We start from the raw sequence: 15684 nt of genomic DNA on the forward strand, positions 1-15684 counted from the left end.
CTGTGTTGGTTGTCACGTTTGTCCCCTCATGGAAGTTTTGTTCTATTCGGGTCTTCAATCAATTGCCCGCCTTGTCTGCCAAGCGTTTTCAATACAGTCTGGGTAATCTTTCATTGAAGGAAATAGTCTAAAAAAACGTGTAGACAAAGTCGGATTACAACTTTGTCTACACTCCGAGACTAGCATTCGCTAGTCTTTTTATGTTGTCAACTTTCAAACTATTTTTGTCAAGCTACCAAGTAAAAAAGAATCTTGATATAATAAAGTTTATGAGAAAAATTTGAAACAAAAAGGAGGGGTGTTGTCATGGTGCAAAAAATGGAAACAATCGAGACTGTTAAATGCTTCATCGTCTTGACGAATACTGCCCGGGAAGCCATTAAACAACACTTTCAGGATGAGCACTCCTTCTTCAAACTACAAAATCCCTTTGAGGTTTATATTGAAAAGCAATCTGTTGAAGAAACGTCATTATCGTTGACCATTTTCTTTGATAATGAGCGAAATGAAAATTTGAAACAGAAGTTTGGTGACCGTGTCGTCATAATGGATTGTGCCTTCGATTTGAAAAATGGTTTGGTCGCTAAAAGTTTCAGAACCCGCGGGAAGAATACACCCATTGCCACCAATCGCCGGCAAAGAATGCGAATCCGCCTAGTGCCGTCGCGCATAAACGGTCACACGTACCCGAAAGAATTTATTTCAACACTGGCTCAACTTCCGATAGCCCAAGAACGGTTTGACTTTGTCAACAAACGAATTTCCAGCTGGGAAGGGTATTTAAAAGTTCAATATAAAAATGCTTCTATTGACGATATAGATGCAACTTTTAATTCCATTCAATATAGTGCTGATTTTTCAAAAGTTTCTCTTCGCTGTAACGGAATAGATGAAAAGCAATGGAAGCAGCTAAAGGGATTAAGTGCTTATGTGAAAGGTTTCCCAAGAGAGATTGGGGAAGTAGTAAAAGCAAACAAGCAGGAGCGATCAATTCAGATTGAACTGAATCCAAGGGTTGCAAAACTTGCACGCACCAATGATTTTGATTTTACTTCCGAGTATATTACATTCAGCAATGCTTCGACTAAATCACAGTTAAATCGACTGTTAAAAGGCTTCGAACGATTAAAGGAAGGCCTTGCTGCAAACCCAAATCTTGAAAATATTTTATTTGAAGATACGCCTAAAATTAGTGAACGTAAAAATGAAATTGGGCTGGACTTTCATAATAATTTGAATGAATATCAAAGGGCTGCGGTTGCAGGGGCGGTCTCAGCCGATGATTTATATGTGATTCAAGGGCCACCAGGTACAGGAAAAACAACCGTTATTTCCGAAATATGCTATCAGAACGCAAAAGCAGGACTGAAAACATTAATTGCTTCCCAATCAAACTTGGCCGTTGATAATGCATTAAGCCGTCTATTATCCAATAAGGATATCCGGATTCTTCGCTATGGACGTACCGAGAGCATCGAAGAAGAAGGGAAGAAATTCATCGAAGAAAACGTTTCTGAATATTGGAAGGAACAGACTTATGAAGCCATCAAAAAAGAAATTGAAGGCCATAAGACTAAGGAAATCCGGTTGAAAGAAGAAATTTTAAACTGTGAAAACGAAATAGGCGAACTTAAAGAAAAAGAAACCAAATTGCTTGAGGGAATTGAGATTAAGGCAACGGCAAAGGAAAAATTGGCGATTGTTTCTGAAAAAATCTCACAACTTAAAAAGCAAATTGTCCCCCTGAAAAAAGAACGTGAAAAAACAGAAGAAACGCTGGAAAAACTAGTGGAATCAGGCAATAAAATCTCTGTACGAATAAACGAGATCAAACAATCCCTGGAAACGATCGGTACAGCGACGACTATTGACGAAGAGATTCAAAAAGCAAAATCCAATATTGAAAAAAGTCGACGAATGATCGATTATATTCATGTGAAATCTGAGCTTGATAAAATTGAATCACAGTTAGATGAAATCAAGACAGAAAGAAAAACTTTTGAAAACCGCAGTAGCATGATGGATTCTTCAATCCAAGAGGTACAGGCGCTGAAAAAAGTGCATGAAATTGTGTCGTTTATCGAGAAAAATCAAGTTCGGAGAGGGTATGTGTTAAATCGACTCTTTTCCGATATGGAAAAAATCCACGAACAATTGATTGGTTTCAAGTCACTTAATGAGATTTCCACTCGACTAGATAAAGCGATCGACTATAGCCAATCAATTCTTGGCATTCAAGTGCAAACCCCGGAATTACCGGCAAATCATCATTATTCTCTACAAGAAATAGATGAATTTTTAACAAGACTGAGTCATGCCTTCGCCCAAAAGAAAATCAATAAAGAAAATGGTGTGCGTTCCATTCAAGGTCTATACTTAAGAAAGCTCGCGTTGGCCCAAATAGCTTATCGTTACCGGGCATTGATTGAAGAATCTTTGTTGATTTTCGGAAAAATAAAAGAAGAGATAATCGACCAAATGATGCAGCAGGGCGGAATTGATCAAGCATCAATGAATTCCTTTAAAACGAAAGAAGAAACGCTGAACTCGAGATTGGTTCACTGTAAAACTCAACTCCAATCCTTTGATTTCTCTTTACTAGAAGTGGAGTCAATGCCATCCATCACAGAAATTCAGACCGTACTTGATGTACTGGAAAAGGAAATCGTTGAGCTAGAGCAAAATAAAGAAAAAATTGATGTCCTAAAATCTCAACTTTCGAGAAAAACAGATGAGCTTGAAAGTGTACAAGAACAAGTATCCAACGGTGAAGTTGTTTTAAAAGAGACGATTGCCCAATTAAAAGAGCTAAACTTGACTGGCATTCAGCTTGAAAAAGAAAGCGAGCAATTGGAACAACTTACGAAGCAAAATCCTGAGCTTGAACTTGAAAAAACAAAGGAAAGAATGAATTATAAAACGCAAGAAATTGAAAGATTACATAAAAAAATCGAAATGCTGCCTGTCGCACAGAATATGCAGATTCAATGGAAAGCTCTGCTAGAACAGGCGACAGAACATGACTTGGAAGAGATTCGAAAACTTTATGTAAAACATGCAAATGTTATCGGTACAACCTGTGTCGCTTCTGCAAACAAAGAGTTTATGGAAAACTACCCAGTATTTGATGTAGTCATCATCGATGAAGTTTCAAAAGCAACTCCGCCTGAACTATTGTTGCCAATGCTAAAAGGGAAAAAGGTTGTGTTGGTGGGAGATCATCATCAGCTACCACCGTTAATCGGAGATGATACTTTTGAGGAGACACTGGAAACGGTTATAAAAGAAAGCAATACCTTTGAGGAAAAACGTGAATTAGAAAAGCTCCTGGAAGAATCTCTCTTTGAGCGTCTCTATAAAAACCTGCCGGCATCGAACAAAAAGATGCTTGCGATACAATATCGAATGCATGAGAACATTATGAAAACCATTTCTCCATTCTATGAACATGGTAATGATTCATTGCAATGCGGTCTTCCAGATTCAGATGCAATTCGGGACCATAAATTGGAAAGCGCGTTTGTTAAACGCAATGATCACCTCCTGTGGGTTGACATCCCGAACAAACAGGAGTTCTTTGAGGAACGCATGAAGGAAGGATCAAGTTTACTAAACGAGTCGGAAATCGAAGTCATTCGTAAGATGTTGATTGATTTTAACGAAGCGACGGCCAATGCAAAAGCAAAAGGGTTAATGCCGGAAGATGAATTAAAATCGATTGGGGTAATTAGTTTTTATGCTGCCCAAGTTAAACGAATCAACCGACTCATTGAGCAGGAACTAAATCTCCCTCACCTGCATATACGAACTGGTTCGGTCGATAAATTCCAGGGGATGGAGATGGACGTCATTTTGGTGAGCATGGTCCGCAATAATGATAATAAGCATGGTGATATCGGTTTTGCCAAAGATTATCGTCGCTTAAATGTTGCCTTATCCCGAGCTAGGGAACTGCTTGTATTAATTGGAAGCACAGAGATGTTTGTCAACCGACCGAAAAAAGAAGAAACTCGCAAAATGTATAAAACTTTATTAAATACGGTGAAATCACAAAATGGTTACCAAAATAAGATTGAGAGTTATATTTCGTAAAATATAGGAGGGCCAATGGAACTTCATACCTTACAACAGTCACTCAGAGATGAACTAACAAAAAAATCCAACGCTTCCATTCTGCAATCGGATACGTGGTGTGTTCCAGTTCATTCATTAAATGTCACTTATAAACCAGTCATCCGAACAAAAATGGATATTTTAATGAAGATGCTCTTTCTTTCATTAAAAGATACAAAATTCGAAAGTGCGGAGCAAATAAGTGAAATTCTCCTAGTTGAACAACTTTTTGTGGAGGACTTGCTATCAAAAATGCAAAAGACGGGGCTGATTGAAAAAGTTGATTTCTACTTCCAATTAACAGAAAAAGGCCAGAGACAATTTGCATCGGGAATCTTTGAAGAGGAACAGAATGAAACTTCCACTGAACTGTTATATAGTCCGACACATACAAGCTTTTTATATGGGGATATAGAAGAGGTACTGGAATTTGAAGATTTTCCCGAGCAAATTTTCCGTTACCAAGTTCAAGGGATGGATCTCTCCTTCGAAGATAGTGTTATTATTGCGGAGATCCAAGGAAGAAAAGAGGACAACGAAGAGATTGTAGATGAACAAGGACAACTTTTTATTACATCCATCGATTCGCTAGAGGATGTCCAAGTCAATGACGTGCCATGCATCGAATATTTGCTATACGACGAAGAAAAGGATTTATTCACTGTTCGTGTATGGAATACTTTGATCAATAAATGGGATGATCAACTAGAACAACTAATTCAAGAATATGAAAGAACGACATGGAGAGACAAATTAGCAAGTGAAGCATAGTAGGAGAACTTGTACGATATAAGAGTTCTTGAATATTGCAAAAACTTATCAACCATGATACCATTAATTTAATTTCATCTATCTTATCAAGAGAAGCAGAGGGAAATGGCCCGATGAAGCTTCAGCAACCTCTAACATCGTTAGAAAGGTGCTAATTCCAGCAAGACATAAGTGTCTTGGGAGATAAGAGTGCGCGTATATCTAATACCCTCTCATTCTCACGCTGGAATGGGAGGTTTTTTTATTGGTTAGGTAGCATGAATTTGGCACGTATAGAATGGGGGAACAAAAATGCCGATTAATATACCGAAAAATTTGCCAGCTGGAGAAATATTGCGCAAAGAAAAGATTTTCGTTATGGAAGAAGACCGTGCGAACACACAACAAATCCGACCTTTAAATATTTTAGTGTGCAATTTAATGCCTGAAAAAGAGAAAACGGAGTTGCAATTGCTGCGCTTACTGGGAAATACACCATTGCAGACTAATGTGACATTCCTCAATACGGCTACATATGCCTCCAGAAATGTTTCGAAATCACATTTAGACACTTTCTATAAAACGTTCCATGAAATAAAGCATCGCAGGTTCGATGGCATGATTATCACTGGAGCTCCTGTAGAACGTATGGATTTCGAAGACGTCAGTTACTGGGAAGAGATTTCTGAAATCATGGACTGGGCGACTGAGAATGTTACTTCATGTATGTATATTTGCTGGGGAGCACAAGCAGCCCTTTATAAACACTTCAATATCGGGAAGTTCGAGCTTCCTAAAAAATGCTCGGGCATTTATTCGCATGTGATTACGGATTTAACGGTAGACTTAGTGCGAGGGTTTAGCGATGAATATGTAGCACCTCATTCTCGTCATACTTCCGTCTCATTGGAAGATGTGCGTAATCATCCGGAGTTGCATTTACTAAGCTACTCAGAAGAAGCCGGTCCATTTATCGTCCAATCAAAAGATACAAAACACATTATGATCACTGGCCATTTAGAATACGATGCAACGACATTGGCAGACGAATATGCCCGAGATTTGGAGAAAGGGGATCCGGTCGACATTCCGGTGAACTACTTCCCGGAAAACGACCCGGCAAACACGCCGAAAAATACTTGGCGTGCCCATTCCTATTTGTTGTTCTACAACTGGCTAAACTACTATGTTTACCAAGAAACACCATTTGATTGGCACTATGTTGAGGATTCCATTGAGTTTCACATTTAACTAGCTGTAGCTATGACATCTAATAAGACTGCGCCCTAATTGTTGGATAATCCAACAATTAGGGCGCGGTTTTTCTATGGCTGAATTGAGGTGTTTTGCCGGAATTGACCATATTCATCTCATCTACTTTGCAATGAAACCTTCCCTGATCAACAAAAGATAAACCATGGCTTGATTTGCTGATTCTTATATTCTGGTAGGATCAATTGCTTATTCGAACTTGTTGATGAATTGTTTGCTAAAAGACATAGCAACCCAAAAGTATAGGGGAAGTTGTCCTTGAGAGGCTTGCTAAAGACAAAGTAGATCAAATTTATTTGAAGTTAACCAAAAAAGTACCTTCTATAGGACAAAGCGAATCGAGTTTAGTTGAATCTGTCGAATAGGGGGCTTCTATTAGACAAAGTAACTCCAAGTTTAGTTGAACTTGTCCATTAGAGGCATTCTAATAGACAAGGAAACCTAATTTTAGTTGAACTTGTCCAAGAAAGTGCTTCAAATAGACAATAGTAACCTAAATTTGCAGGAACTTGTCCAATAGGGGGCTTCTATTAGACAAAGTAACTCTAAGTTTAGTTGAACCTGTCCAATAGAGTGCTTCAAATAGACAATAGCAACCAAAATCTGGAGGAACTTGTCTATTAGGGAAGCGCTATTGGATAAAGCAACTTCAAGGTAAGCTGTATTTGTCCAATAGGGGCATTCTAAAAGACAAAGAAACCTAATTTTAGCTGAACTTGTCCAATAGGGGCATTCTAATAGACAAAGAAACCTAATTTTAGCTGAACTTGTCCAATAGGGGCATTCTAATAGACAAAGAAACCCAAGTTTAGTTGAACTTGTCCAATAGAGTGCTTCAAATAGACAATAGCAACCAAAATTTGGAGAAACTTGTCCAATAGGGACGCGCTATTGGACAAAGCATTCCCAAATTTAGCTGAATTTGTCCGTGAGAGGCTTGCTAAAAGACAAAGTAAACCAAATTAAGTTGAACTTGTCCCATAAGAACATTCTAAAGGACAAAGCATCCCCTAGTTAAGCTGAACTTGTCCTTGAGAGTCCACTTTAAAAAGACATAGTAGACCAGACTCAGCTGTATTTCTCCTTGAAGGAACTCCTCAACCACAACGAAACGCTTAAAAGGAACACTGATAGAAAATCAAGTACATATAAATCCAATGACTCACATAATTTTGTAGGATTTTCTACTTTTGAATGAATATTCATCGGGTATATAGAAAAAATACTAAAGGAAGGAGGCAGAAATATGTCTGAACAAATGAATTATGGTGACGATTATAAATATATTCCAATGACTTCGGTTTCAAGCGGGAAAGGTATGGAAGTGAGGCCGGATATTTATTCTTTGACAATCCAGGTAGTCAATTTATGCATGATAGGTGACACAAACAATTCAACGGGGTGGACATTAGTCGATGCTGGGATGCCAAAGTCGGTCAATACCATTATTAAAGAAGCCGAAAAGCGCTTTGGACCAAACGCACGTCCAAACGGTATTGTGCTAACCCACGGACATTTTGATCATGTGGGGGCGATTATTGAATTAGTAGAGCATTGGGATGTACCTGTCTATGCACACGAGTTAGAAATACCCTACTTGACAGGGGTTAAAAGCTATCCCGATCCAGACCCGACAGTCGAAGGTGGACTCGTTGCAAGAATGTCTCCGTTCTTTCCCAATGAACCAATCAATTTAGGGAAGCATGTAAAGCCCCTGCCAAGTGATGGGACTATACCATTGTTAAAGGATTGGAATTGGATTCATACACCAGGACATTCCCCGGGACACGTATCATTCTTTAGGGAAACTGATGGATCTTTAGTGGTGGGTGACGCGTTTGTTACGGTCAAACAGGAGTCACTCTTTAAAGTTCTCATTCAGGAACAAGAAATTAGCGGTCCACCACGCTATTTGACAACAGACTGGAAGCAAGCGTGGCACTCCGTAAAAACATTAAAGGATCTAAAACCGACTGTTGCCATCACAGGTCATGGGTTGCCTATGCAAGATCCGGAGCTGACAGAAAACTTGGATTTACTAGTAAACGATTTTGACAAAATTGCAAAACCGAAATACGGCCGCTATGTAGATGGGATGGAAAACTAAATACTTTCAAAAAAGGATGTGCTACGCATCCTTTTTTTATTAGTCTAATATGTGTAGTTAGTGTTTGGGTTTTATCGTGCGGTTTTCCTTATTAGTGCGTAACTCTGCTTATCTATTATTTTTGGAAAAAACTAGTGTAATAAGCACCTAATGTCAGAGAGAATAATATTCATTTTGAAGAGACTTCATTCGAAATGTGGAGTACTGATAATTATGATGCAATTTTTATTTTAGAGGAAAATCTATCGGACATCAAATCAAGATAACATTCAAAAATACAAAGATAGTAGTGTCCCGGTATTTTTTCTACATACAAAGGCTGAACACTTACCTTTTATAGAACTTGAAAATTCTTTAAGCTATGAAGAGGTCGCAGAGCAAGTAAATAATACGCAAGATCCAATTGCAGGAATTTTATATTCGGATGAAGAGGATGAATATAAAACATGGGCCTTTAGTAATCCAGTCAAAAACAGTCGATTGCAAACTTCTGACATCGTAAGTGTATATTCACAAGTGTTCAAGGTAATTGAGGAATTGAAATAGTTTCTATTCTTGAAGCATAAACAGGAACAACACAAATCCACCCTTATTCAGGAGTCTACAGTAAATTAACTTGATGGATTTAGACCATATTATATATTTTCTTGTTAAACCATTTACCGGATCCATTGAACATTATGGTCAGATTGTCTTGTGTTTTTCAAAAGGGTTAAACTGCAACAATAACGATGGTCATAGCGTTATTCCATCGTAATTTGCGGATAATGAAGTGGGTCTTCTGTGCTCCAGAAAACCCACATTTAAATTTTTACAGCAAGAACATCGCCACAATTGTCGTCACAACTAGACCAATGACAACGGGGACTAAGTTTCTGCGTGCTAGTTCAAAGGGACTCACATTGCAAATGGCTGCAGCAGGAATGAGTGCCCAAGGGACAAGTGTACCTCCATAAATAAAAGACATTTTGTGTATATGTGAAAATATCTATTTATATGACACAATAATTACTTCACGAGGATACTTACTTCCTCGATAATCATCCATAGTATCGACAACAATTTGTTCAAATATTGTAGTGATTAGTGCTTTTCGTTCTTGATCGTCAGCATAATTCCAAACTTCGTCCATATTTTCTATTATTGATTTGAGCTCGAGAGTATTATTATTATTCATTTTTTCAAGTCTAGCTATTTCTTTTTGCAAATTTTTTTCTTTAAGTCTTAATTCATCTGTAGAGGAAATCAATTCATCAATGTCGATAATATCATTCTCGAACATAGTTTTTTTCTTTTTCATTAATTTTTGGACAGAAGATAATTCTAATTTCAATTCATTTAAATGTCCTTTGTCAGTATTTGATTCTTCGACATCACTATTTAATGTTAGTTTAATTTCTTCCAACTTTTTAAAAAAAGCATTTACCAACTTTTCTTCTAAAAAAATATGACTTGTACAATTTTTACCCGCTTTTTTACCTGAACAACGGTATGTTTTTATCTTATTAGCTCCTCGATGTCCAGATAAAGAATGTCCACAGCGGGCACATTTTAAGATAGATGAGAAATAATAATTGCTTGTTTCGCGTTTTCCTCCGAATTTCCTACGTCTATCTAATACGTCTTGCAAGTCCCAGAATTCTTTGCGGTCAATAATAACATCGTGATTACCTTCGTAAAGTTTCTGCTCTCGTGGTGGTTTTTTATAGTCTTTTGATGATTCATTAAAAGTTAAGTATCCTGCATAAATAGGGTTGTTAGCTATGGCTCGTACAGAATCGACATGCCAATCTCCACCTTTTCGTGTTGAAATTCCTTTCAAGGTCAATTGCTTAGCGATTGTATAAAAGCCGAATGTTTTTGATAACATAAAAATTTCTTTTATTATTTCTGACTCAAATTCATCAATTTCAAGCTTCCCATTAATAACTTTGTATCCAAAAGGGGCCATGCCACCTTTCCATTCACCAAGTTTAGTCTTTTTCTCCATCCCCATACGAACACGTTCAGCAGTATTTTCACGCTCCCATTGAGCGATAGCTGCTACTAATGTGATAAATAATCTACCCATAGCGTTAGTAGTATCATATACTTCGGTAGCAGATTTAAACTTACAGTTATATTTATCTAGTTCATTTAATATCTCATATAGGTCAGATACAGACCTAGTTAGTCGATCTAATCGATAAACTAATAATACGTCAATGCCTCCAGCTTTGATTTGCTGTAACATTTCTTGAAACTGTGGACGGTTCAAATCTTTGGCTGAATAACCATCGTCAATAAATTGTTTGACGAGTTCCCATCCCTGCGAAATACAATATGCTTCTAATTTTTCTAATTGAGCAGCAATTGAATAACCATGTTTTGCTTGTTCGTCTGTAGAAACACGAACATAGATGATACATTTCATCATTTTCACCTCTGTTAAAATAAAAGCAAACTAATGGATTTATTTTAAAATAAGTCTCGTGTTACCCGTACTGCTTTTCCAATAATTTTAGCGGGGTTACTTTCTGTAATTACAATTGGTTCGTACTTTGAGTTGTCAGGCATTAAAATAATCATATTACCTTGTTTCTTTACTCTCTTTAAAGTTGCTTCTGTATCTCCATTAACTAGTACGGCAGCTATCTCACCGTTTTCCACAAAAGATTGTTCCCTAACAATTACTTTGCTGCCATTCTGAATAGTTGGTTCCATTGAATCACCTTTAGCAATTAGCGTAAATAATTTTCCACTAGGTAATCCATCAGCCACTTCATAGATATAACCTTCCATATTCTCTTCAGCTAAAATAGGCTCTCCACAAGCAATAGTTCCAAGAATAGGGATCTTAATAAAGTTTGGTTGTATTTCAACAATATTGTTTGGTCTGTCTTCCGTTAAATCAGATCTTCTAATGTTAAAGTAATCAGCCATTAATTGAATTTTATCAGGTCTAGGATATGTTTCTGCCTTCATCCAGTTTGAAACAGTGGTTTCTGGGATATTTAAATCTCTTGCCATATCAGTTTGAGTAATACCTTTTCTTTCTAAATACCTTTTTAAATTATTTGATAGGGTTAATTTAATTGAATCTTTCACTTTTATATTTCACTCCTGTTCTTATTTATATGTTACCGAAAAACGGTAGTGAAGTAAACTATTAAAGTACCTATAAAAAGTATTTTTTTGCATAATTTTGGTTGACTCTACCGTTTAAAGGTATTATAGTATATTTACAACAAGTGGACAGGAGGTGATGTAATGATACAAATTTCATTAGAAGCAGCTAGGGTAAACGCTCAATTAAAACAAGAGCATGCGGCAAAGAAGCTGGGTATTACTGCAAAGACCCTAAGTAATTATGAGCGAGGAATATCTGCAATTCCGGGGTATATTTTTAAAAAAGCAGCAAGAATCTATGGTATTCCTGAAGAAATGATTAGATTACCAATTGTTAATGATGGAGGATATGATGATGATGAATTTTTTTTAACCTCAAGTACCGTTTAACGGTATTTTATACTCGCTTGGAAGTGTAAATTTAGACAAAAACCAACAATAAGGAAACAGACGAGCCTAATCGACATATTCTGATTTGAAGGAGTGTGAAAATGGAGGGTTTTATTACTGAAGATAAGGTACGGAAATTACTGCCACTTGTAGAGAAGATTCTGTCTAAGAAATACGGACGAAATCTAAAACTGAAAAATCTTACAGTTTGTGGGGTGACAGTTCAGAGAAAGGATTGCGCTAGTTAGCGCAGTTTTCAAGAAAAAAGTACAAGCTCTAAAAGGAAGGTGAATTCAATTGAAAATCGATGTTCGAGAATGGAAACAGTTAACGAATGAACAAAAGCGCATCAAAGTTGTACAAGCTATAGCAATCAACGCCCATAAATTTGGCCGTTAATCTATTAATCTTTTAAAAGTTTGAGAGGGAGTGAAATCATGCGTAAAACAGTCTTCGCAAAGAATCGCAAAACACTACGTGAACGGTTATTCGACAATCTGTATAACGGTTGGAAACAGGTCGGAAAAGTTCATTATATCGATGGCAAATTCCAAGTGAAAGTAGAAAAGGGAGGAAATTAAATTGAAATCAACAGGCATTGTAAGAAAAGTGGACGAGTTAGGACGCGTAGTAATTCCAAAAGAACTTCGTACAACTTTAGGGATTGCTGAAAAGGATCCGTTAGAAATCTACGTAGATGGTGACAAAATCATTCTTCAAAAGTATGAACCTAGTGTAAGTGTTGAAGAAAGATTTTCCGTTTTAGCCAATTTGCAAAGTATGGCAGAAATTGAAAAGAACCCAAATAAAAAAGAAACAATCGTTCGTGCGATCGCATTAATTCAATAAGGAGGAAAAGGGATGAAAGTTACAGTTACAAAAGAAGTGGCCAAAGCTTTTGAATACTTGAAGGAAATACGGAACTACACTTCTGATAATGATTTATTAAGTGAACATGCAGAGGCTATTACGACTAAAGATTGGTACGACAATTTACAGCCATTAAACAAAGTAGATTTGATGACTTTTGCAAAGATGTTGATTAATGGCTATGAGGTTGAAGCTACAGCCGAAGAAAGCATCCTTAAATATTTTAATACTACGAGTTGGAAACAAGAAAGAGATGCTGTGGTTTTTGTATTAAATACTCTCAAAGTCAAAATCCCTGGAGTGAATGACATTGCCTGATATCGAAAACCCGATGGTGTCACCAATACTAACTGACGATCCATTTGCTCAACAAGTTGGAAAGTGTCACTACAGACATTGTGAAGAAGTTGTTTATGAAGAACAAGGTATCAAATTTGATGGTTATATCTACTGTTCTACTTCTTGTTTAGGTGAAGACCTACTAGCAGAAGGAGTTGCGGTTGATTTATCCAAATAAAAAACACTCACCAAGGCGGCAACCGAAGTGAGTGCACATACAAATAAAATCCTATAAGCAGTATAGCACCAAATTTTAAATTTTAGAACTAAAAATTCATGGAGGTAATCGAATGAACGACTTATCAGCTCAATTCAACAGTCAACCAACGATGCAACAACCCAATGGTGTTATGGCCCAAGCAAGTTCGTCTCGTGAAATGGAAGAAGTAAAAGGTGCTATTTTCCTAGCGAAGCAATTTCCACGTAACTACATTGAAGCTGAGCGCAGAATCTTAGATGCATGTAAACGTCCTTCACTTGCTGCAACTTCTATGTACTCCTATCCTCGCGGTGGTTCCAAGGTTACCGGCCCATCAATTCGAATGGCCGAAGTTTTAGCACAAAACTGGGGCAATTTATCATACGGAATCAAAGAGCTCGAACAACGTGATGGTGAATCGGTAGCCATGGCTTATTGCTGGGACCTCGAAACCAATGTGCGACAAGAGAAAGTTTTCGCTGTAAAGCATGTTCGTAGTGCGAGAGGTAGTTTGAACAAATTAACGGATCCACGCGATATCTATGAAAAAGTTGCGAACGATGGTGCTCGTAGATTAAGAGCTTGTATTCTTGGTGTCATTCCTGGGGATGTAGTTGAGATGGCCATTAAGGAATGTGAAAAAACATTGTCCGGCCAAAACACTGGGCCATTAAAAGATCGCATTGCTCAAGCATTGAACATGTTCAAGGAAAACTACAAGGTAACTACTGAAATGGTTGAAACGAAGTTTGGTTATAACATCGGCTCATTTACTGAAATTGATTTGGTTGAACTAGGTAAAATCTTCAACTCGCTTAAAGATGGCATGTCAAAAGTTGAGGATTGGTTCGCAAAAGAAGATGCCAAAAATCAGAAGAGTGATCTAGCTGCTGAATTTGAAAAGGGTGTGACTAACGTTGCAGAAACTCTTACTCAATCAGAATAACTATTACTCTCAAGAAGCGAATTTCGACTACATGTCAGTCTCTCAATTCAAGAGTTTTATGGAGTGTGAAGCACGAACGTTTGCAGAGTTGAGGGGCGATTATTCTCGTCCTCACTCTAACGCTTTGATGGGCGGTTCTTATGTGCACGCAGCTTTTGAAGGTGAAGATGAGTTTGCTAAGTTCGTTGTAGATAACGCTGTAAATATAGCTAAAAAACGTGGAATGGGTAAACTTTCAGAATTTGTTCAAGCCGACAAGATGATTGAAGCGCTCAAGAATGACAAGTTTGCCATGTTCGCACTTGAAGGTGAAAAAGAGGTTATTTACACTGGTGAGCTCTTTGGAGTCGAATGGAAAATTAAGGTCGATAACATCAATCACGAACGCAAATTTTTCAGCGATATTAAAACGACTCAAGAGCTGGGCAAACGATATTGGAGCGATAAGTACTCGCAATATGTGTCCTTTGTACAAGCTTATGATTACATCCTTCAAATGTACGTGTATCAACAAATCATCTTTCAGAACACCGATGAAATTTACCAGCCATATATTGTGGCCGTGACTAAACAAGATCCACCGGATAAAGCAATTTTACATTTTGATGAATCAAGGTTCGAGTTTGAGAAGGAATATGTTCAAACATATTTACCCGGCATTATACAAACTAAAAATGGTGAAAAAGAACCGATTCGTTGTGAAAAATGTGATTATTGTCGGTCTACAAAGCAATTAAAAAATACATTCGAAATTGAATTTTTACTAGAGTAGGAGGTTGCTGCATGTCCGGCTGGATTAGTTTACATCGAAAACTCATGGACAACCCAATCTATTCTAATGCGGGCATGCTGAAACTTTGGGTTCATTGTTTGTTAAAGGCATCGCACGCAGAACATGAACAACTAGTTGGAAATCAAGTTATAAAGTTGCAACCAGGACAATTTGTGACTGGAAGAAATGCCTTAGCCACTGAGTTTAATAAGGGTGCAAAGAAAGAAGATATCGTTTCACCAATAACGCTTTGGAGATGGTTGAACTTATTCGAAAAACTCGAAATGTTGAACATCAAAAAAACTACAAAATACAGCGTGGTTACTGTGATTAACTGGGGTGGTTATCAACATCATGAACAACAGGTGAACAACAAACGAACAACAAATGAACAACAGATGAACACAAACAATAATGTTAATAATGTAAATAATGATAATAATATATCCTCTCGTAAACAAAAAAGAGTTTACGAGGAAGATTCAGATGAAATGAAATTGACTAATTTCTTTATACAAGAGGTTCAGAAAAACGATTCGTTATTTACTTGTAAAAACAAACAATCTTGGTGTGAGGATTTTAGGAAGATTATTGAAATAGATAAAAGGGATAAGAGTGAGATTTCTAAATTGATACGTTGGATACAACAAGATGATTTTTGGAAGTCGAATGTTTTGTCACCTAGCAAGCTAAGAAAGCAATATTCTAATTTACTAATCAAGATGAACGCTACTAAGCCTGTAGTTACTCAAGAACCTAAATCACCAAGTTATGTTAATAACGTGAGTGAAAAGGACCTTCTGAACATGGGGGAATAA

Annotated in this window: 14 protein-coding genes and 1 riboswitch; of the genes, 12 read left to right on the forward strand and 2 right to left on the reverse strand. The window is 37.2% G+C overall.

The genetic code is table 11. The annotated features are described in order from the left end of the window. Positions 1–306: 306 nt before the first annotated feature. The 4 genes from CD33_RS13320 to CD33_RS13335 all read left to right on the forward strand — a co-directional run bounded on the left by CD33_RS13320 (position 307) and on the right by CD33_RS13335 (position 8242). On the forward strand, positions 307–4092 hold the full coding sequence (locus CD33_RS13320) for a DEAD/DEAH box helicase (protein WP_036201462.1): 3786 nt from the start codon (positions 307–309) through the stop codon (positions 4090–4092). Between the two features lie 15 nt (positions 4093–4107). After that, complete coding sequence (locus CD33_RS13325) at positions 4108–4884, forward strand: hypothetical protein (protein ID WP_036201463.1); 777 nt, start codon at positions 4108–4110, stop codon at positions 4882–4884. 80 nt (positions 4885–4964) lie between these two features. Further along, positions 4965–5074: riboswitch (SAM riboswitch) on the forward strand. 101 nt (positions 5075–5175) lie between these two features. Continuing rightward, positions 5176–6114, forward strand: a complete 939-nt coding sequence (metA, locus tag CD33_RS13330; RefSeq protein WP_036201464.1) for a homoserine O-acetyltransferase MetA — start codon at positions 5176–5178, stop codon at positions 6112–6114. Positions 6115–7381: 1267 nt separating this feature from the next. Further along, positions 7382–8242: an MBL fold metallo-hydrolase gene (locus CD33_RS13335; RefSeq protein WP_036201466.1), complete on the forward strand. Its 861-nt coding sequence runs from the start codon at positions 7382–7384 to the stop codon at positions 8240–8242. 988 nt (positions 8243–9230) lie between these two features. On the opposite strand, the gene CD33_RS13340 is transcribed toward CD33_RS13335, so the two are convergent. Both CD33_RS13340 and CD33_RS13345 read right to left on the reverse strand, forming a co-directional pair. Then, on the reverse strand, positions 9231–10655 hold the full coding sequence (locus CD33_RS13340) for a recombinase family protein (protein WP_036201467.1): 1425 nt from the start codon (positions 10653–10655) through the stop codon (positions 9231–9233). 44 nt (positions 10656–10699) lie between these two features. Further along, entirely contained in the window at positions 10700–11335 is a 636-nt protein-coding gene (locus CD33_RS13345; RefSeq protein WP_373906703.1) for a LexA family protein, read from the reverse strand. 156 nt (positions 11336–11491) lie between these two features. On the opposite strand from CD33_RS13345, the gene CD33_RS13350 reads away from it, so the two are divergent. The 8 genes from CD33_RS13350 (at position 11492) to CD33_RS13380 (ending at position 15684) form a co-directional block, all read left to right on the forward strand. Beyond that, a complete protein-coding gene (locus tag CD33_RS13350) occupies positions 11492–11740 on the forward strand; it encodes a helix-turn-helix domain-containing protein (RefSeq protein ID WP_036201469.1) in 249 nt (82 codons plus the stop codon). Between the two features lie 437 nt (positions 11741–12177). Next, positions 12178–12321: a hypothetical protein gene (locus tag CD33_RS20225; RefSeq protein WP_156967314.1), complete on the forward strand. Its 144-nt coding sequence runs from the start codon at positions 12178–12180 to the stop codon at positions 12319–12321. 1 nt (position 12322) lies between these two features. Beyond that, the gene (locus tag CD33_RS20830) at positions 12323–12589 is read left to right on the forward strand and encodes an AbrB/MazE/SpoVT family DNA-binding domain-containing protein (RefSeq protein WP_036201470.1); all 267 of its coding nucleotides are present in this window, start codon (positions 12323–12325) and stop codon (positions 12587–12589) included. Positions 12590–12601: 12 nt separating this feature from the next. Next, positions 12602–12928 (forward strand): hypothetical protein, encoded by a 327-nt coding sequence (locus CD33_RS13360; RefSeq protein ID WP_036201471.1) that lies wholly within the window; start codon positions 12602–12604, stop codon positions 12926–12928. Further along, positions 12915–13127 carry a hypothetical protein gene (locus CD33_RS13365; RefSeq protein ID WP_084591360.1) on the forward strand — a complete coding sequence of 71 codons (213 nt, stop codon included), beginning with the start codon at positions 12915–12917 and terminating at the stop codon, positions 13125–13127. Before CD33_RS13360 ends, CD33_RS13365 begins: the two co-directional genes overlap by 14 nt. Positions 13128–13239: 112 nt before the next feature. Further along, a complete protein-coding gene (locus CD33_RS13370) occupies positions 13240–14094 on the forward strand; it encodes a chalcone isomerase family protein (protein ID WP_052130222.1) in 855 nt (284 codons plus the stop codon). Beyond that, entirely contained in the window at positions 14066–14866 is an 801-nt protein-coding gene (locus tag CD33_RS13375; protein ID WP_036201473.1) for a PD-(D/E)XK nuclease-like domain-containing protein, read from the forward strand. Before CD33_RS13370 ends, CD33_RS13375 begins: the two co-directional genes overlap by 29 nt. Before the next feature lie 11 nt (positions 14867–14877). Beyond that, positions 14878–15684: a phage replication protein O gene (locus CD33_RS13380; RefSeq protein WP_036201474.1), complete on the forward strand. Its 807-nt coding sequence runs from the start codon at positions 14878–14880 to the stop codon at positions 15682–15684.

This window comes from Ureibacillus sinduriensis BLB-1 = JCM 15800, assembly GCF_000772955.1.
In the GTDB taxonomy this organism is placed as follows: domain Bacteria; phylum Bacillota; class Bacilli; order Bacillales_A; family Planococcaceae; genus Ureibacillus; species Ureibacillus sinduriensis.

What these genes read in the sequence shown, in the direction of transcription:
- CD33_RS13320 (WP_036201462.1), top strand. Translation starts at nt 307, where the DNA reads ATGGTGCAAAAAATGGAAACAATCGAGACTGTTAAATGCTTCATCGTC.
- CD33_RS13325 (WP_036201463.1), top strand. Translation starts at nt 4,108, where the DNA reads ATGGAACTTCATACCTTACAACAGTCACTCAGAGATGAACTAACAAAA.
- metA (WP_036201464.1), top strand. Translation starts at nt 5,176, where the DNA reads ATGCCGATTAATATACCGAAAAATTTGCCAGCTGGAGAAATATTGCGC.
- CD33_RS13335 (WP_036201466.1), top strand. Translation starts at nt 7,382, where the DNA reads ATGTCTGAACAAATGAATTATGGTGACGATTATAAATATATTCCAATG.
- CD33_RS13340 (WP_036201467.1), bottom strand. Translation starts at nt 10,655, where the DNA reads ATGAAATGTATCATCTATGTTCGTGTTTCTACAGACGAACAAGCAAAA.
- CD33_RS13350 (WP_036201469.1), top strand. Translation starts at nt 11,492, where the DNA reads ATGATACAAATTTCATTAGAAGCAGCTAGGGTAAACGCTCAATTAAAA.
- CD33_RS20225 (WP_156967314.1), top strand. Translation starts at nt 12,178, where the DNA reads ATGCGTAAAACAGTCTTCGCAAAGAATCGCAAAACACTACGTGAACGG.
- CD33_RS13360 (WP_036201471.1), top strand. Translation starts at nt 12,602, where the DNA reads ATGAAAGTTACAGTTACAAAAGAAGTGGCCAAAGCTTTTGAATACTTG.
- CD33_RS13365 (WP_084591360.1), top strand. Translation starts at nt 12,915, where the DNA reads ATGACATTGCCTGATATCGAAAACCCGATGGTGTCACCAATACTAACT.
- CD33_RS13370 (WP_052130222.1), top strand. Translation starts at nt 13,240, where the DNA reads ATGAACGACTTATCAGCTCAATTCAACAGTCAACCAACGATGCAACAA.
- CD33_RS13380 (WP_036201474.1), top strand. Translation starts at nt 14,878, where the DNA reads ATGTCCGGCTGGATTAGTTTACATCGAAAACTCATGGACAACCCAATC.